Below are 14,772 nucleotides of genomic sequence, written 5' to 3'. Positions count from 1 at the left end.
ATCAGGGCTTTTTTAATAGGTGATTTTTTACTGGTTAAAATAAATGCCATTGGGGTTAATACCCACTTTGAAATCATTAATAAGTGAGCCATTTGTAGCATCGTAAATATAAAGATCCCCGTCCCCTGTGAAATCGGCATTTGCACTTGCTGCATAAATATATCCTTCCTCCACTTCAAAACCATATAAGCTCGCCACTTCAGCCATCTCAAGAAATGGAATTACGGGCAAATCTTCGGCTCCGGCAGTAAAGGAATAGACATCCCCATTCAGGGTATAATAAATAATATCATTGTCAATTCTTAAATTGGCCGGATGATCTGTTGGATTAGGAAAAAAAAGTTCTTCTTCAATCTCACCCGTTGCGAGGTCAATTCTTACTATCTTCCCTGCAGTTTCCTGCTCTGCATAAGATGGTAATCCTCCTGTTGCTACCCATAGGGAATTATTAGTTATTTCAAGAGAATTCGGCCTGTCCCCTACAATGATCGTTTCTTCAACTGTATTATTTGCAGTGTTGATCACTGAAATTTTATCGTTGAATGAAAAGCCTCCTAAATGTGCCACATATAAAATGCCATTGGCCTCAACTATCGCTTCTGGACCTTCCTCAACTGCTATATTTTCAAGGATGGTGAAAGAATCTATATCAATTACAGCTACGAAATCATCCTCTGGATTGGAGCCGTCTCCCCAATTGGTGACATAAGCAAATCCATTTGAAAATGTCAGGAAGCGTGGATTTTCCAACCCCTCATCAATGGTAGCTACATGTTCAAAGGTATTACGGTTGACTATCTCTATTTTATTGGAAACATTCACTACTATAAAAGCATAGTCTTCATAAAAACCCATACTTTGTGCAACATCTCCCAGGGCCATACCGGCATTTGCTTCAGAAAATACGTTTAGGGACACCTCTGAATGCTCTTCATCTACAAAGGCTACCGAGGAATTTCCCCCACCAAAATTCCCTTCATTTAAAATAAAGATCCCATTGGAAAATTCCTCCTCTGCTACAGGTTCAGGCATGTTATTTATAGCATCATCGCTTTGACAGGAGGTGAAGAGTGCTACAGCTGCAATGGCCAGACTTAAAAAATTATTGATTTTCATAAGTAAATATTTATTGGTTTTTAATGGTTTGGTGTTAATGACTTTATTTTGAGAGGTTTTCAAAACCTTCCTTTTTACCTTTTTTTAGAGATTGAGTGTTAGTGAACTATTAAATGATCGTCCCGGCATTGGCCTGGATGGTAAACTTTGGTATTCCTTGTCAAAAAGATTCCTTACTTCAAGACCAAATGTTATAAAATCCAGTCTGGAGGGGAATAGGCTATTCCTGCGTTGGAAAGGGAATATCCTTTCAACTCATATACATTATCAGATGAGGTATATATGCTTCCGTTATGAAGGAATTGATACGAAAATGAAAAGTCCTTGAAAGTGTAAGCCAGGGACCCTGTAACTTTATGGTTGGGGACATAAATAAGCTCCCTGCCAAGCGCCTTATCTTCAGTTTTAGTATAGGCGTATATGGCATTTAAACTAAACTGATGGTTGCCAATTGTGGTTTGGTAGGCGCTTCTTGCCTCCAGCCCATAATTTCTTACTTCGCCGGTATTGACCGGTTGCCATAGGCCAGATCTATTGGGGATCCATCGCAGGAGGTTTGTTATTTCCATAATGTAACCCACCAACCCAAATTCAAATGTGCCAAATTTTAGAGTATGCCCCAGCTCGGCCTGGTAAGAACTTTCAGGATCCAGATCTATATTTCCCCCGGGGCTCCAATAAAGATCGTTATAGGTGGGTATCCTGAAATTCCTGGAGAGGTTGAGATTGATTCCGTAATAAGAAGTTACAGCGTATCCTGCTCCCAGTGAGTATAGGATGGGTGATTCATAATTATTTGTAATCTCCTTGCGGGTGCTTAGCTCATAGAAGAACCTGCCAAGATCGTGATTGAAAAGAAAGGCGAAGGCGGTGATGTTCCTGGTGTTTTCTCCAACACTGGAACCCCTTCCCTTTGTATGCCGGTGATCCACAATTCCATTTAAGCTTATCGCCTCTGTAATTCTATAGGAAAGATCGTAATTGGCAATGTAATTCTTTGCATTTCCAAAAGAATGGTCTTCCCTGCTCCTGTTTTCAAAATATTTATAATTCTCTTCCAGGTAAGCTACCTTGAGAGAAGAGGTATAGTCACCATAAAAACCTTTCCATTCCAATAGATTTTTATGGTTCACATCTTCAAATTTGCTACGGGAAGGAGCGGTTAAAGTACCCGAGAAGCCTCTTTCCCCGGTATAGCTTTCGCTGTAAAATTTAAGTATATTATTCTCATCGAGCCAGTGGGCGATTCCCGCGCTAACATTCATATTCTGGAAATCACCGTTCTCATTAAAGCTACCGGTAACAGGATAAGGAAAGTCATTATTGGAGGCTGTACCTGCTGCATTGATGTACACGCTGGTTTTTTCTGAAGAAGCTTCACCCGAGTAGCGTATTAAACGGGTATTAAAACTGCCGTAATCCAGCCTGAAGGTATTGCTGAAATTCTTACTGAACCTGAATTTGTTATTAAGATGTACACTGCCGCCAATTGCACCGCTGCCATAGAGCACACTCCCCCCTCCTGCCCTTACTGCAACATCTTCGTAGCCGGTGGTGTTAATCGTATTAAAATCTGTTTGGCCGGTGAATTGAGAATTTATATTGATCCCATTCCATACCACTGCTGTTTGGGATGCCGTGGTCCCGCGAAAAGATGCTGAAGACACCATCCCATACCCATTTTCCCGAAAGAAGATGAGAGAATTAAATTTAAGGACATTGGTAAGTAATGGATCGTTTTCCCGCAGGACAGAATCCTTTAAGACGGTTACTACCTGGCTGCGGGAATTCTTATATAACCTGCTGTCGCTAAGCCTAACCTCATCCAAACGGGTAACAGGAGCCTGCTGCGCAAAGGTTCCGAACACATTGAACAGGATGGTAAATAGAAAAAAAGAGTATATGTTCTTCATTAGCCACAGACCTTTATCCCGAAAGTCACGATATTAAAGTTTCTTTTGGCAGGTCTCCTGGCTTGCGTCCTTTTGTTCACCTTCCCATCCCGCCCAAGAGCGGTACAGTGGTATTTGAAGTAATAACAAAAAGCATCCGCCTGCGGCGGACAAAGCTTACAGTTGCGGGAACAGCTCAGGATTATTGAAGAATGTAAACAGAGTTTAAAACTCAGGGATCGCAAGATCCTTCTCCAGTTTCACCTGATTCCCTTTTAATCGACAGGGTATCATTTACAATACCGGGTCAAACCAAAATTCTATGCGAAAATAAACATTTATGTTTCTTGAGTGCTAAAAATTTTAAATAATCTTACTTTTGGAACCAAAATAGATAATACTTGAAAACTTTCCTGCTCCTCATATTTTCGCTATTGTTATTTTCCTGTAAGGTTGACAAGGATAAAAAAGATCCCCAATCACCAAAGGGGCAACTGTGGAAATAAAATATGCCAAAGGTTTTTCTATTGAAAAATATGACGGGTATGACTTCCTAATAATTAAAGACCCCTGGCCTGATGCAGATAAAACTTATCGTTATTTATTGCTAAAGGAAGGCACTACAGCTCCTGCCAATCTCGCGTATGACCAGATCATTCAGGTTCCTGTGAAAAAGCTGGTTGTGACCTCTACAACTCACATCCCCTCCCTGGAAGCATTGGGAGTGGAAAAAACCCTTATAGGTTTCCCAGGACTGGATTATGTATCATCAGATAGTATTAGAAAACTCATAAATAAGGGTGAAATTACAGAGCTTGGCCAAAATGAGGCAATAAATACTGAATTATTGATTTCCCTGGAACCGGAGCTGGTGGTTGGTTTTGCCGTGAACGGAAATAACAAAACCTATAGCACTATAGAGCGAACCGGGATACCTGTGATCTATAATGGGGATTGGACAGAAAATTCTCCATTAGGCAAGGCAGAATGGGTGAAATTCTTTGGTGCTTTATATAACAAAAATGAGGAGGCCTCCAGGTATTTCAAAAAAGTAGAGACCAATTACAAGATGGCCAAAAACCTCGCTGCCACGGCAGAGAAAAAACCCACTGTTCTAAGCGGCTCCATGTATAAGGATCAATGGTATGTGCCTTATGGCAATTCCTGGCTTGCCAGGTTTATTGAGGAGGCAAATGCATCTTATATTTATAAAGAAACAACCGGGAGCGGCAGTATGGCCCTTGCTTTTGAAACCGTACTTAGCGATGCCCAAAATGTGGATTACTGGGTGGCACCGGGACAATTTGGGTCCTATGTACAGTTAATGGAAGCTTCTCCCCACTATGATCAATTTAAGGCGGTAAAGGAACAAAAGGTATATACTTATAGCAGCACAAAAGGGGAAACCGGAGGAGCTCTATTCTTTGAGTTAGCGCCCAACCGGCCAGACCTTGTACTACGGGACCTCATTGCAATATTTCACCCCCAGTTGTTGCCGCAGCACCAATTTACATTCTTTAAACCCCTGCAATAATGCCCCGTCCAAAAAATTATAACCTTGTCCTGTTGCTACTTTTCCTGGCGGTTATACTTTTTTCACTTCTCAACCTTGGACTGGGATCTGTCAATATTCCTTTGGAAGATATCCTGGCCACCTTTTTTGGCGGAGAAGTGAAAAGGGAGAGTTGGAGGTATATATTACTGGAATTCAGGCTGCCAAAGGTTTTTACAGCTATTCTCACAGGCTCCGGCCTGGCAGTAAGTGGGCTGCTTATGCAAACCCTTTTCAGGAATCCCCTGGCCGGACCCTATGTTTTGGGGTTAAGTAGCGGGGCGAGCCTGGGGGTGGCTTTGATATTAATGGGAGCATACCTCTTTGGCGGGGTCGCCACCGCCTTCCTGCTTTCTAAATGGAGCCTGGTGATCGCGGCAAGCCTGGGCAGCCTCCTGGTATTGATCGCCGTTCTACTGGCATCTGCAAAATTACGGGATACAATGGCCATCCTGATCATCGGACTTATGTTCGCAAGTTTGACGGCTGCAGTAGTAAGCGTATTGGCATATTTTAGCCCAGCCGCCCAATTACAGCAGTATGTTTTCTGGTCATTTGGAAGCCTTGGAAATCTTTCCTGGGAGGAGGTTATAATTCTTTCTTTGTTCTGGTTTATAGGCATATTACTATCAATCACTTCAATTAAAAATTTAAATACTCTTCTCCTTGGCGAGCAATATGCCCGGAGCCTTGGGGTGAACATTAGCCGCAACAGGCTTATAATTATTATTGCCACCAGCTTGCTTGCAGGAAGCATTACTGCCTTTGCAGGGCCCATTGCATTTGTAGGCCTGGCAGTCCCTCATTTAATTAGACAGGTGATCCCGGTGAATGACCACAGGATCCTTTTGCCCGCGGTTATTATGGGAGGGGCCATCCTTATGCTGGTTTGTGATATTGGAGCACAAATGCCCGGCAGCCAGTTCACCCTGCCTATTAACGCAATTACATCCCTGGTGGGAGCCCCGGTAGTGATCTGGCTTTTGGTGAGAAAACGTAAATTCCTTTTTTAGATATCAAAACAGCAACCTCACATATCGTCCTCCGAACGCAAAACCTTAATATAGGTTACAGGGATAAGACTGAAGAAACCCTTATCGCCTCTGCCATAGACCTGGAATTATATGAAGGGGAGCTTACAGCGATCATTGGGATCAACGGGGTTGGGAAATCTACCTTGCTTAGGAGCCTTAGCGGGGTACAGGAAATGCTTGCTGGAGAGGTATACATCAATCAAAATAAGCTTAAGGACATTTCCCCGGGAGAACTGGCGCAGTCCATAAGTGTGGTGCTTACAGAACAGCCCGTTTCAAGGAATTTGACGGTTTTTGAACTTATAGCCCTGGGGAGACAACCCTATACCAACTGGATTGGAACTTTAACGCAGGAAGACAGGCAACAAATAAATTATGCCCTGCAACTTGTAGGAATTGAGGATCTACAGCATAAAAAATGTTATGAGCTTAGTGACGGGCAATTGCAAAAGGTACTTATTGGCAGGGCTTTAGCCCAGGATACCCCTTTAGTAGTACTGGATGAACCCACCACCCACCTGGATATCTACCACCAGGCCTATGTATTAAAACTGCTGAAGAACCTTACTGTGAAGACCAAAAAGAGCATTCTTTTTTCAACTCACGAGATCAACCTTGCCTTACAGCTTTGCGACAAGATCATCCTTATGGAAAAAGGCAGGGTAACCATAGGAACCCCTACAGAACTGGTAGAAAAGAATATGTTTGCTGAAATGTTTCCGGATGACCTTATAATCTTCGACAGGGAAACCCGCTCATTCCGTATCAATATCGAAAATGGGGAAAGCTAATTTTTAGCAGAAGTAGCTCAAAAACTTCCGAAAGACATTGATTTAATTATCTTTGAATAAACCTGAGTTTTCAATGACAGATTCGTTGCTTATTCTCCTCATCTCCCTTTTTACCCTGGCCCTGGGATTCTTCCTTGGCAACCTTATTTCAGCTTTAAAACATAAGGCGAAATCGGCAACATCTACAGAACAGAACCTTCAGCTAAAACTTCAGCTGGAAGAATCTAACGATCTATTTACCAGATTATTAGACGAAAATAAAAATGAAAGGGCAGCAGAGAAAAAAGAAGCTGAAACCCAGCTTGAAAAAATGGAGAATGAGCGCGAAATAATAAGAAAGGACAGGGATTTTTTAAGCAATGAACTCACCCGCAGGAATTCGGAGTACGAGAACCTTCAGCAAAAAAACCTGGAGATAAGGAAAGAAATTGAGGAACTTCAGAAGAAATTCGAAACTCAGTTTGAAAATCTTGCCAACCGTATCCTGGAAGAAAAATCCCAGAAATTTACGAGTCTCAACAAGGAGAACCTTCAGAATCTATTAGATCCTTTAAGCGAGAAGATCAAAAGTTTTGAGGAAAAGGTAAATAAGAATAATGTAGATTTTATTGATAGGCATGCACAGCTGGGACAGTATCTTAAAATCCTCAATGAGCAAAGCGTGAAGATAAGCGAGGAGGCGAACAATCTTACAAAAGCATTAAAAGGGGAAAACAAGACCCAGGGGAACTGGGGAGAATTGATCCTTGAAAAAGTACTGGAAAAAAGCGGACTCGAGAAGGACCGGGAATATTTTGTACAGAAGGCCTATACAGATGAGGAGGGAAATAGGTTTCTTCCAGATGTGATCATCCACCTGCCCAATGAGCGAAAAATGGTGATAGATTCCAAAGTCTCTCTTGTGGCATATGAAAAATATGCCAATGAAGATGAACCCGGAAATAAAAGCAGGCATCTTAAGGATCATATTAGATCGCTCCACACCCACATATCCCAGCTTAGTAGCAAAAAATACGAGGACATCTATAAGACCACCTCGCCAGATTTTGTTTTGATGTTCATCCCTGTTGAACCGGCATTGTACCTGGCCCAGAATGAGGATAATTCCTTCTTCTATACAGCCTTTCAAAAGAATATCCTGTTGGTAAGCCCCACTACCCTGCTGTCTACCTTAAGAACCATCGATACGCTATGGAGCAATGAGAAGCAGCAGCGAAACGCCATTGAGATCGCTGCCCATGCCTCCTCCCTCTATCATAAGTTCAAGATCCTGCTGGATGACCTGGAAGATGTGGGGAAGAAATTAAAATCCACCGGGAACGCTTATGAAACGGCGATGAAGAAACTTACCGGCAAACAAAATCTTGTGAAGGATATAGACAAACTGGAAGAACTGGGAATCTCGCCCAAACAAAAAATAGGACAAAAATGGCTGCTGGAAGCCTCAGAGAATTCCGGGGATGAAACTTTGAATTAACTTTAGATGAAGATGTATAAACTATTTACGATCTGCTTTGTAATGATCACCTCCCTGCTGCAGGCGCAGGATTATTTCCCTGCCAATGGCGAATGGGAAGAAAGGGATGCCTCTCAATTTAAGATCAATAAGGAACGGCTTTCCCGGGCTGTAGATTTTGCTGAAGGAAATGAATACACAGGTTCCAGAGACCTAAGACAGGCGATCCTTAAGGGCTTTGAGCAGGAACCTTTCCACGAGATCTCCGGCCCCACGAAGAAACGCGGAGGCCCTGCAGGAATGATCATTAAGGATGGCTACGTGATAAGCAGCTGGGGAGACACGCAAAGGGTGGATATGACCTTTAGCGTTACCAAGAGTTTTCTTTCCACCACGGGCTTGCTGGCATTGCAAGAAGGGCTTATAGCAAATGCCGGGGAGAAAGTAGCTCAATATGTCTGGGACGGCACCTTTGACGGGGAGCATAACAGCAAGGTGACCTGGCAACACCTTCTGGATCAAACCTCAGACTGGAGCGGGAATTTATGGGGAGGATATGACTGGGCAGACAGGCCGCCTTCCACAGGAGGACTGGACGATTGGAGGAACAGGCAGCTCAATGAACCGGGTACTGTATTTGAATATAACGATGTGCGGGTGAACCTACTCGCCTATTCCCTTTTACAGGTTTGGCGGCAACCTTTGCCAAAAGTGCTTAAAGAGAGAATTATGGACCCCATAGGAGCTTCACCTACCTGGCGGTGGTTTGGTTATGAGAACGCCTGGGTAGATATCGACGGACTTAAAATGCAGTCGGTTACGGGTGGTGGACACTCCGGCGGCGGACTTTTTATCAATACTGAAGATATGGCCAGGTTCGGTCTGCTATTCGCACGTAACGGAAAATGGGAAGGGGAGCAGTTGCTTTCCGAAGAACTTATCGAAGAAGCCATACAAGCCTCCCCCGCAAATGAAAATTACGGCTATATGTGGTGGCTCAACCAAAAAGGCAGCAGGCACTGGGAAGGATTGCCGGAACATATTTTTTACGCTGCAGGCTTTGGCGGCAATTTTATCATCATTGACCGGGAACAAGATCTCGTGATCGTAACAAGATGGCTGGAACCTTCCAAAATTGCTGAATTTACTAAACTGGTCTACGAGGCCCTATAATATGAAGAAAACACTGTTTATAATTCTTGGCAGCCTTTTGCTCCTGTACCTGGCATACTTCGCCTTTGTCTATTTTGTGCCTTATAGTGAAGGGACTCGTACAGGGGAGTTGATAAAATTCAGCAGGAAAGGAGTGATCTACAAGACCTGGGAAGGAGAGATAAGCCAGGGAATAAGCGGCGCCCAGATCTTTGAGTTCACTGTACTTGGAGGGAATAAGGAAGCTATAGAGGCCCTGCGGCAGAATGAAGGAAATTATGTAAAACTTACCTATGTGGAAAGATATGCGACCTTCCTGTTCTGGGGAGATACTAAATATTTTATAGAAAAAGTTGAAGAGGCCAGGTCGCCTCATTTTAGAGATAGATAATGAAAGAAAAATTTAAGAAAATAACGGCTTCGCAGGTAACCATTTCAGAATTAATGCTTCCCTCCCATTCCAACTTTAACGGAAAGATCCACGGAGGCTACATCTTAAGGCTCCTTGACCAGATTGCATTTGCCTGCGCCTCCAAACACTCCGGGGTGTATTGCGTAACCGCCAGTGTAGATACAGTGGACTTTTTAAATCCTATTGAGATTGGGGAGCTGGTAACTATGAAGGCTTCAGTGAACTACGTTGGCAGGAGTTCTATGGTTATTGGAATAAGGGTGGAAGCAGAGAATATACAAACAGGTGCCGTGAAGCACTGCAACTCCTCTCACTTTACGATGGTGGCCAAGGATGAGGAAGGAAGATCTGTACAGGTGCCGGGATTGATCCTGGAAACAGATGATGACATAAGGAGATTTGTAAAAAGCATAAAACGCGGTGCCAATAAAAAGAAACGCCGCAATGAGTTCCAGGCAACAGATTTCGCTTCAGCAGAATATATACACCTTCTGGAGGAGCATAATGTAAAGCTGGAAATGTAGTGAGGCCTAATAAGTTCATCCTTTCCCTGCTGGGTTCCATTATCCTGGCCTACTTCTTTCCCACAGCTTTAAGCAGCTTACCGCTGGGGCTGATCACAGATATAGGGATTGGCTTTATTTTCTTTTTTTACGGGCTCAAAATGGCTCCAGCCGAGTTAAAGGAAGGGTTTCTCAATTATCCTTCCCACATCCTTATACAGGCTACTACCTTTTTGATCTTTCCACTGCTCACCCTTGCCTTTGCACCATTGTTTGAAGAAGGCACCGGCAGTGATCTCTGGCTGGCATTGTTCTTCCTTGGGGTGCTGCCCTCTACAGTGTCATCTTCTGTAGTAATGGTAGCAATTGCGAAAGGTAATTTGCCAACGGCGATATTTAATGCCAGTATTTCCGGTTTAATAGGGACCCTGGCAACTCCCCTGTTATTGAGTGTTTTTATGGACTCCACAGCCGGTTTTGATTTTCTCAATATTATCCTAAAACTCGTCTATCAAATCGTGCTGCCCTTAATGGCGGGGTTATTCCTTCAAAATTATTTAGGGGTGTGGGCCAGAAGGCACAGCAGCAAACTTTCCCTGTTTGATAAGGCGGTAATTGTTCTAATAGTATTTTCCAGCTTCAGCAATTCCTTTAACTCCGGCCTCTTTAGTTCTGTAGGGATTCTGGATCTTATAAAACTATTTGGAATCGTGGTAGTCCTTTTTTTCCTGGTTTACTGGCTGGTAGGCTATCTGGCCAAATTGTTTAATTTCGGCTTAAAAGACAGTATTACCGCTAAATTCTGCGGAACCAAGAAGTCCCTTGTTCATGGCTCTGTCATGGTGAAGATCATCTTTGGCAGCAGCGCCAGCGTAGGATTATTTCTTTTACCTATTATGCTCTACCATATCCTCCAGTTACTGGTAGTGGCTATTTTTGCTGAAAACTACAGGCAAAAATGGCTTAAAGCTGAAGCAGCCAAAAGAACCTAAAGATACACTCCCAGTTTAAGCATGTTATAGGTAAACAGTACCCAGCCGGCCAACAGGAATAAACCTCCTACAGGGGTCACAGGCCCCAGGAATTTCAATTTCTTTCCTTTAGCTGAACTTAGGACCAACCCATAAATGCTGAAGGAAAACAGAAAAGTTCCTAGAATGAAGCACCAGCCCATCCATACCTGCGAGGGAGAACCAAAGGGCATAGAAAAGCCGCAGATGATCAGTACAAGCGCATGGTACATTTGATACCGAACCCCGGTTTCAAAACTTTTTTGCTGCTCTTCATTTAAAAGGCTTTTAAGCGCATGTGCCCCAAACGCGCCGAACATTACCGCAAGAGCTCCAAATGTTCCTCCAAAAATTAACAGGTCTGTTTTCATAGTGCTAAAATTAAGTGAAATTTCCTGGTCTCACCAGCACATTCCTTTTTGTTTACCTAATAAATTGTATCTTTAAACAAAATTAAAACGTTATGAAAAAATCTTTATTTACTATTGCCTTAACCGCATTTTTATTTACAGGCTGTGGCCCCAAAATGACCGGCACCTGGAATGTTGACAGGTATGCTGTAGATAATCAACAAGGCAGAAGCATGAATACCACCAATGCAGGTACTATTAAGATCAACAAGAACGGTACCGGTGAAAAGGATATCAATTACAACATGTTCCAAACGGAATTTAGCGATACCCAAAGCTTCAGGTGGACTATGCCAGATGAAAACATTATCACCATAAGCAGCAATAATAACACGCGAAATTCAGATCTTGATAAAACATGGATCATAGTTTCTCAAAAGAAAAAGAACCAGGTATGGAGATCTACAGATGGCAAGAACACTATACAGACCCTGGAACTCAGTAAAAAATAAACCAGGTATATTTAATTATTCCAGATCCCGGTACCCTGCTACCGGGATTTTTTATTCAGAGTTTTAGCAAAAAAAAGGGCTGCCGGAAATGGCAGCCCTTTTGTATTATAGAGTTCTTCCTATTTGCTTAAGTACATTTTTCTTCTTGAATAAAGATCGTAAAATGCATCATCCATTAAGCTGTCAATGAAAAGGATACTTTCCCCGGTACTCTTCATTTCAGGCCCTAATTGTTTATTCACTTTCGGGAATTTATTGAAGGAAAAAACAGGTTGCTTGATGGCATACCCTTTTAACTGTGGGTTAAAATCAAAGTCCGTTACCTTCTTGTCTCCCAGCATCACTTTGGTAGCATAATTCACATAGGGCTCCCCGTAAGCCTTTGCAATGAAAGGAACTGTCCTGGACGCCCTTGGGTTTGCTTCAATGATGTAAACCTTGTCATCCTTTATTGCGAACTGAATATTGATAAGACCTACTGTATTTAAAGCAAGAGCAATCTTGTGCGTATGATCCTTTATTTGTTGCATTACAAGGTCTCCCAGGTTAAAAGGAGGTAGCAAGGCATTGGAATCACCCGAGTGGATACCACAGGGCTCAATATGTTCCATAATTCCAATAATGTACACATTCTCCCCATCACAAATCGCATCGGCCTCTGCCTCTATTGCCCCATCGAGATAATGATCCAGCAACAATTTATTGTTTGGGATCTTTCGAAGCAGGTCAATCACGTGGGCCTCAAGTTCATCTTTATTGATCACAATCTTCATTCCCTGTCCTCCAAGTACATAAGATGGTCTTACAAGGATTGGGAAATCAAGTTCATCTGCAAGAGCCAGTGCTTCATCTGCCGTTTCAGCTACTCCAAAATCAGGATAAGGAATATCGTTGGCTTGTAAAAGTTTAGAGAAGCTACCACGGTCTTCAGCCAGATCCAGGGATTCAAAGCTGGTACCCATGATCTTGATCCCGTAGCGATCCAGTTTCTCAGCAAGTTTTAAGGCTGTTTGTCCTCCCAACTGTACGATCACTCCTTCGGGCTTCTCGTGACGAATAATGTCATAGATATGCTCCCAGAATACAGGTTCGAAATAAAGTTTATCTGCAACATCAAAATCTGTTGAAACAGTTTCGGGGTTACAGTTGATCATAATAGTTTCGTATCCACACTCCGAGGCGGCAAGAACCCCGTGAACACAGCTATAGTCAAATTCTATCCCCTGCCCTATCCTGTTTGGTCCGGAACCAAGAACCACGATCTTCTTCTTATCTGTAACTATACTTTCATTGTCCACATACCTCTTCCCGTCTGCCGACTCAATTTCGGCCTCAAAAGTGGAATAATAATATGGGGTGTAGGCTTTGAACTCGGCTGCACAGGTATCAACCAGTTTATAGATCCTGTTGATGCCCATTTCATCCCTTTTATTGTAAACCTGGCTCTCTAGACATCTTAGCATATGCGCAATTTGCCTGTCGGCAAATCCTTTTTGCTTTGCTTCCAGCAACAGGTCTTTTGGCAGTGTATCTATATCATATTTCGATATCTCAACTTCCAGGGCATATAGCTCTTCATACTGCTTAAGGAACCACATATCTATCTTAGTGATCTCGTGGATCCTGCTCAAGGGTATACCGGCCTGCACTGCGTCATAAATCACAAATACCCTGTCCCAGCTCGCATGGGTAAGCTTATCTATTATCTGGTCATACTTGGTGTACCCCTTTCCATCTGCTCCAAGGCCATTTCTCTTGATCTCCAGGGACTGGGTTGCCTTGTGTAGGGCTTCCTGGAAAGATCTTCCAATACCCATTACTTCTCCTACAGATTTCATTTGAAGCCCAAGAGTACGGTCACTGCCTTCAAACTTATCAAAATTCCATCTTGGAATCTTTACGATCACATAATCCAGGGTAGGCTCAAATAAAGCCGATGTAGATTTGGTGATTTGGTTTTGAAGTTCATCCAGGGTGAATCCCAATGCGAGTTTAGAAGCTACCTTTGCAATTGGATAACCGGTAGCCTTTGATGCCAATGCTGAAGATCTTGAAGTACGTGGATTGATCTCTATCGCATAAATATCTTCCTTTTCATCTGGGCTTACTGCGAATTGTACATTACAACCCCCGGCAAAATCCCCAATGCTGCGCATCATTTTAATGGCCATATCCCGCATTCTCTGGTACGTGGTATCACTCAAGGTCATCGCAGGGGCCACGGTGATGGAATCCCCGGTGTGTATCCCCATTGGATCCATATTCTCAATGGAACAAATAATTACAACATTGTCATTCTTATCCCTAAGTAGTTCCAACTCATATTCTTTCCATCCCAGTAGTGCCTTGTCAATAAGTACCTCGTGAATTGGGGAAGCTTCAAGCCCATAGGTAAGCAGCTCGTCAAAATCCTCTGCTCTGTGCACGAAGGATGCACCACTACCACCAAGAGTAAAAGAAGCACGAATAACCAGCGGGAAACCAAATTCCTGTGCTACCTCCTTACCTTGTAAATAAGAAGTCACGGTCTTGGCCGGAGCCACGGGAATTCCAATTCTCCCCATAAGCTGCTTGAATTTCTCCCTGTCTTCTGTGATATTAATTGCATCTATATCAACTCCTATTAATTTCACTCCAAAGTCGCTCCAAATTCCTTTTTCATCGGCCTCAATACAAAGGTTAAGAGCAGTTTGGCCTCCCATAGTTGGAAGAACAGCATCAATTTCTGGATGATCTTTAAGTATTTCTACTATGGATTTTGTGGTAAGGGGTTTAAGATAAACGTGATCTGCCATAGACGGGTCTGTCATAATGGTGGCAGGATTGGAGTTAATAAGAACAGTCTTAATTCCTTCCTCACGTAATGATTTTAATGACTGGGCACCGGCATAATCAAATTCACAGGCCTGACCAATTACTATAGGACCAGATCCAATTATTAAAATACATTTAATGTCTTTGTTTTTAGGCATCTTTGATATGGTATATAATT

13 protein-coding genes and 1 riboswitch are annotated in these 14,772 nt (G+C 42.8%); of the genes, 9 read left to right on the top strand and 4 right to left on the bottom strand.

What is annotated here, in order from left to right; translation table 11 throughout:
• Window positions 1-27 precede the first annotated feature (27 nt).
• Together FHG64_RS18695 and FHG64_RS18690 are read right to left on the bottom strand one after the other, a co-directional pair.
• Window positions 28-1,116 carry a YncE family protein gene (locus FHG64_RS18695; protein ID WP_139067803.1) on the bottom strand — a complete coding sequence of 363 codons (1,089 nt, stop codon included), beginning with the start codon at window positions 1,114-1,116 and terminating at the stop codon, window positions 28-30.
• Between the two features lie 191 nt (window positions 1,117-1,307).
• On the bottom strand, window positions 1,308-3,029 hold the full coding sequence (locus FHG64_RS18690; protein WP_139067802.1) for a TonB-dependent receptor plug domain-containing protein: 1,722 nt from the start codon (window positions 3,027-3,029) through the stop codon (window positions 1,308-1,310).
• Window positions 3,030-3,059: 30 nt separating this feature from the next.
• Window positions 3,060-3,340: riboswitch (cobalamin riboswitch) on the bottom strand.
• Window positions 3,341-3,504: 164 nt separating this feature from the next.
• Here FHG64_RS18690 and FHG64_RS18685 point away from each other — a divergent pair.
• From FHG64_RS18685 to FHG64_RS18650, 8 genes are all read left to right on the top strand, one after another.
• Window positions 3,505-4,542: an ABC transporter substrate-binding protein gene (locus FHG64_RS18685; protein ID WP_246054193.1), complete on the top strand. Its 1,038-nt coding sequence runs from the start codon at window positions 3,505-3,507 to the stop codon at window positions 4,540-4,542.
• Window positions 4,542-5,573, top strand: a complete 1,032-nt coding sequence (locus FHG64_RS18680) for an iron ABC transporter permease (RefSeq protein ID WP_139067801.1) — start codon at window positions 4,542-4,544, stop codon at window positions 5,571-5,573. Before FHG64_RS18685 ends, FHG64_RS18680 begins: the two co-directional genes overlap by 1 nt.
• A complete protein-coding gene (locus tag FHG64_RS18675) occupies window positions 5,561-6,385 on the top strand; it encodes an ABC transporter ATP-binding protein (RefSeq protein ID WP_139067800.1) in 825 nt (274 codons plus the stop codon). The genes FHG64_RS18680 and FHG64_RS18675 overlap by 13 nt, the downstream gene beginning before the upstream one ends.
• 73 nt (window positions 6,386-6,458) lie before the next feature.
• Entirely contained in the window at window positions 6,459-7,862 is a 1,404-nt protein-coding gene (rmuC, locus tag FHG64_RS18670; protein WP_139067799.1) for a DNA recombination protein RmuC, read from the top strand.
• A gap of 6 nt (window positions 7,863-7,868) precedes the next feature.
• A complete protein-coding gene (locus tag FHG64_RS18665; RefSeq protein ID WP_139067798.1) occupies window positions 7,869-9,014 on the top strand; it encodes a serine hydrolase domain-containing protein in 1,146 nt (381 codons plus the stop codon).
• A gap of 1 nt (window position 9,015) precedes the next feature.
• Window positions 9,016-9,384 (top strand): 6-phosphogluconate dehydrogenase, encoded by a 369-nt coding sequence (locus tag FHG64_RS18660; protein ID WP_139067797.1) that lies wholly within the window; start codon window positions 9,016-9,018, stop codon window positions 9,382-9,384.
• Entirely contained in the window at window positions 9,384-9,929 is a 546-nt protein-coding gene (locus tag FHG64_RS18655; RefSeq protein WP_139067796.1) for an acyl-CoA thioesterase, read from the top strand. Before FHG64_RS18660 ends, FHG64_RS18655 begins: the two co-directional genes overlap by 1 nt.
• Entirely contained in the window at window positions 9,929-10,900 is a 972-nt protein-coding gene (locus tag FHG64_RS18650) for a bile acid:sodium symporter family protein (protein ID WP_139067795.1), read from the top strand. Before FHG64_RS18655 ends, FHG64_RS18650 begins: the two co-directional genes overlap by 1 nt.
• Here the strand turns inward: FHG64_RS18650 and FHG64_RS18645 are convergent.
• Window positions 10,897-11,289 carry a DUF423 domain-containing protein gene (locus FHG64_RS18645; protein ID WP_139067794.1) on the bottom strand — a complete coding sequence of 131 codons (393 nt, stop codon included), beginning with the start codon at window positions 11,287-11,289 and terminating at the stop codon, window positions 10,897-10,899. The genes FHG64_RS18650 and FHG64_RS18645 overlap by 4 nt on opposite strands.
• 92 nt (window positions 11,290-11,381) lie before the next feature.
• Here FHG64_RS18645 and FHG64_RS18640 point away from each other — a divergent pair, with 92 nt between their 5' ends.
• Window positions 11,382-11,780 carry a hypothetical protein gene (locus FHG64_RS18640; protein WP_139067793.1) on the top strand — a complete coding sequence of 133 codons (399 nt, stop codon included), beginning with the start codon at window positions 11,382-11,384 and terminating at the stop codon, window positions 11,778-11,780.
• 119 nt (window positions 11,781-11,899) lie between these two features.
• On the opposite strand, the gene carB is transcribed toward FHG64_RS18640, so the two are convergent.
• On the bottom strand, window positions 11,900-14,752 hold the full coding sequence (gene carB, locus FHG64_RS18635; protein ID WP_139067792.1) for a carbamoyl-phosphate synthase large subunit: 2,853 nt from the start codon (window positions 14,750-14,752) through the stop codon (window positions 11,900-11,902).
• Window positions 14,753-14,772 lie beyond the last annotated feature (20 nt).

The organism is Antarcticibacterium flavum, from assembly GCF_006159205.1.
Classification (GTDB): domain Bacteria; phylum Bacteroidota; class Bacteroidia; order Flavobacteriales; family Flavobacteriaceae; genus Gillisia; species Gillisia flava.
Note: the sequence above shows the minus strand (reverse complement) of the source record. Positions and strands in the feature narration are given on the sequence as shown.

Coding starts and splice junctions, on each gene's coding strand:
- FHG64_RS18680 (WP_139067801.1), top strand. CDS start 4,542: ATGCCCCGTCCAAAAAATTATAACCTTGTCCTGTTGCTACTTTTCCTG.
- rmuC (WP_139067799.1), top strand. CDS start 6,459: ATGACAGATTCGTTGCTTATTCTCCTCATCTCCCTTTTTACCCTGGCC.
- FHG64_RS18645 (WP_139067794.1), bottom strand. CDS start 11,289: ATGAAAACAGACCTGTTAATTTTTGGAGGAACATTTGGAGCTCTTGCG.
- FHG64_RS18690 (WP_139067802.1), bottom strand. CDS start 3,029: ATGAAGAACATATACTCTTTTTTTCTATTTACCATCCTGTTCAATGTG.
- FHG64_RS18695 (WP_139067803.1), bottom strand. CDS start 1,116: ATGAAAATCAATAATTTTTTAAGTCTGGCCATTGCAGCTGTAGCACTC.
- FHG64_RS18640 (WP_139067793.1), top strand. CDS start 11,382: ATGAAAAAATCTTTATTTACTATTGCCTTAACCGCATTTTTATTTACA.
- FHG64_RS18665 (WP_139067798.1), top strand. CDS start 7,869: ATGAAGATGTATAAACTATTTACGATCTGCTTTGTAATGATCACCTCC.
- FHG64_RS18660 (WP_139067797.1), top strand. CDS start 9,016: ATGAAGAAAACACTGTTTATAATTCTTGGCAGCCTTTTGCTCCTGTAC.
- carB (WP_139067792.1), bottom strand. CDS start 14,752: ATGCCTAAAAACAAAGACATTAAATGTATTTTAATAATTGGATCTGGT.
- FHG64_RS18655 (WP_139067796.1), top strand. CDS start 9,384: ATGAAAGAAAAATTTAAGAAAATAACGGCTTCGCAGGTAACCATTTCA.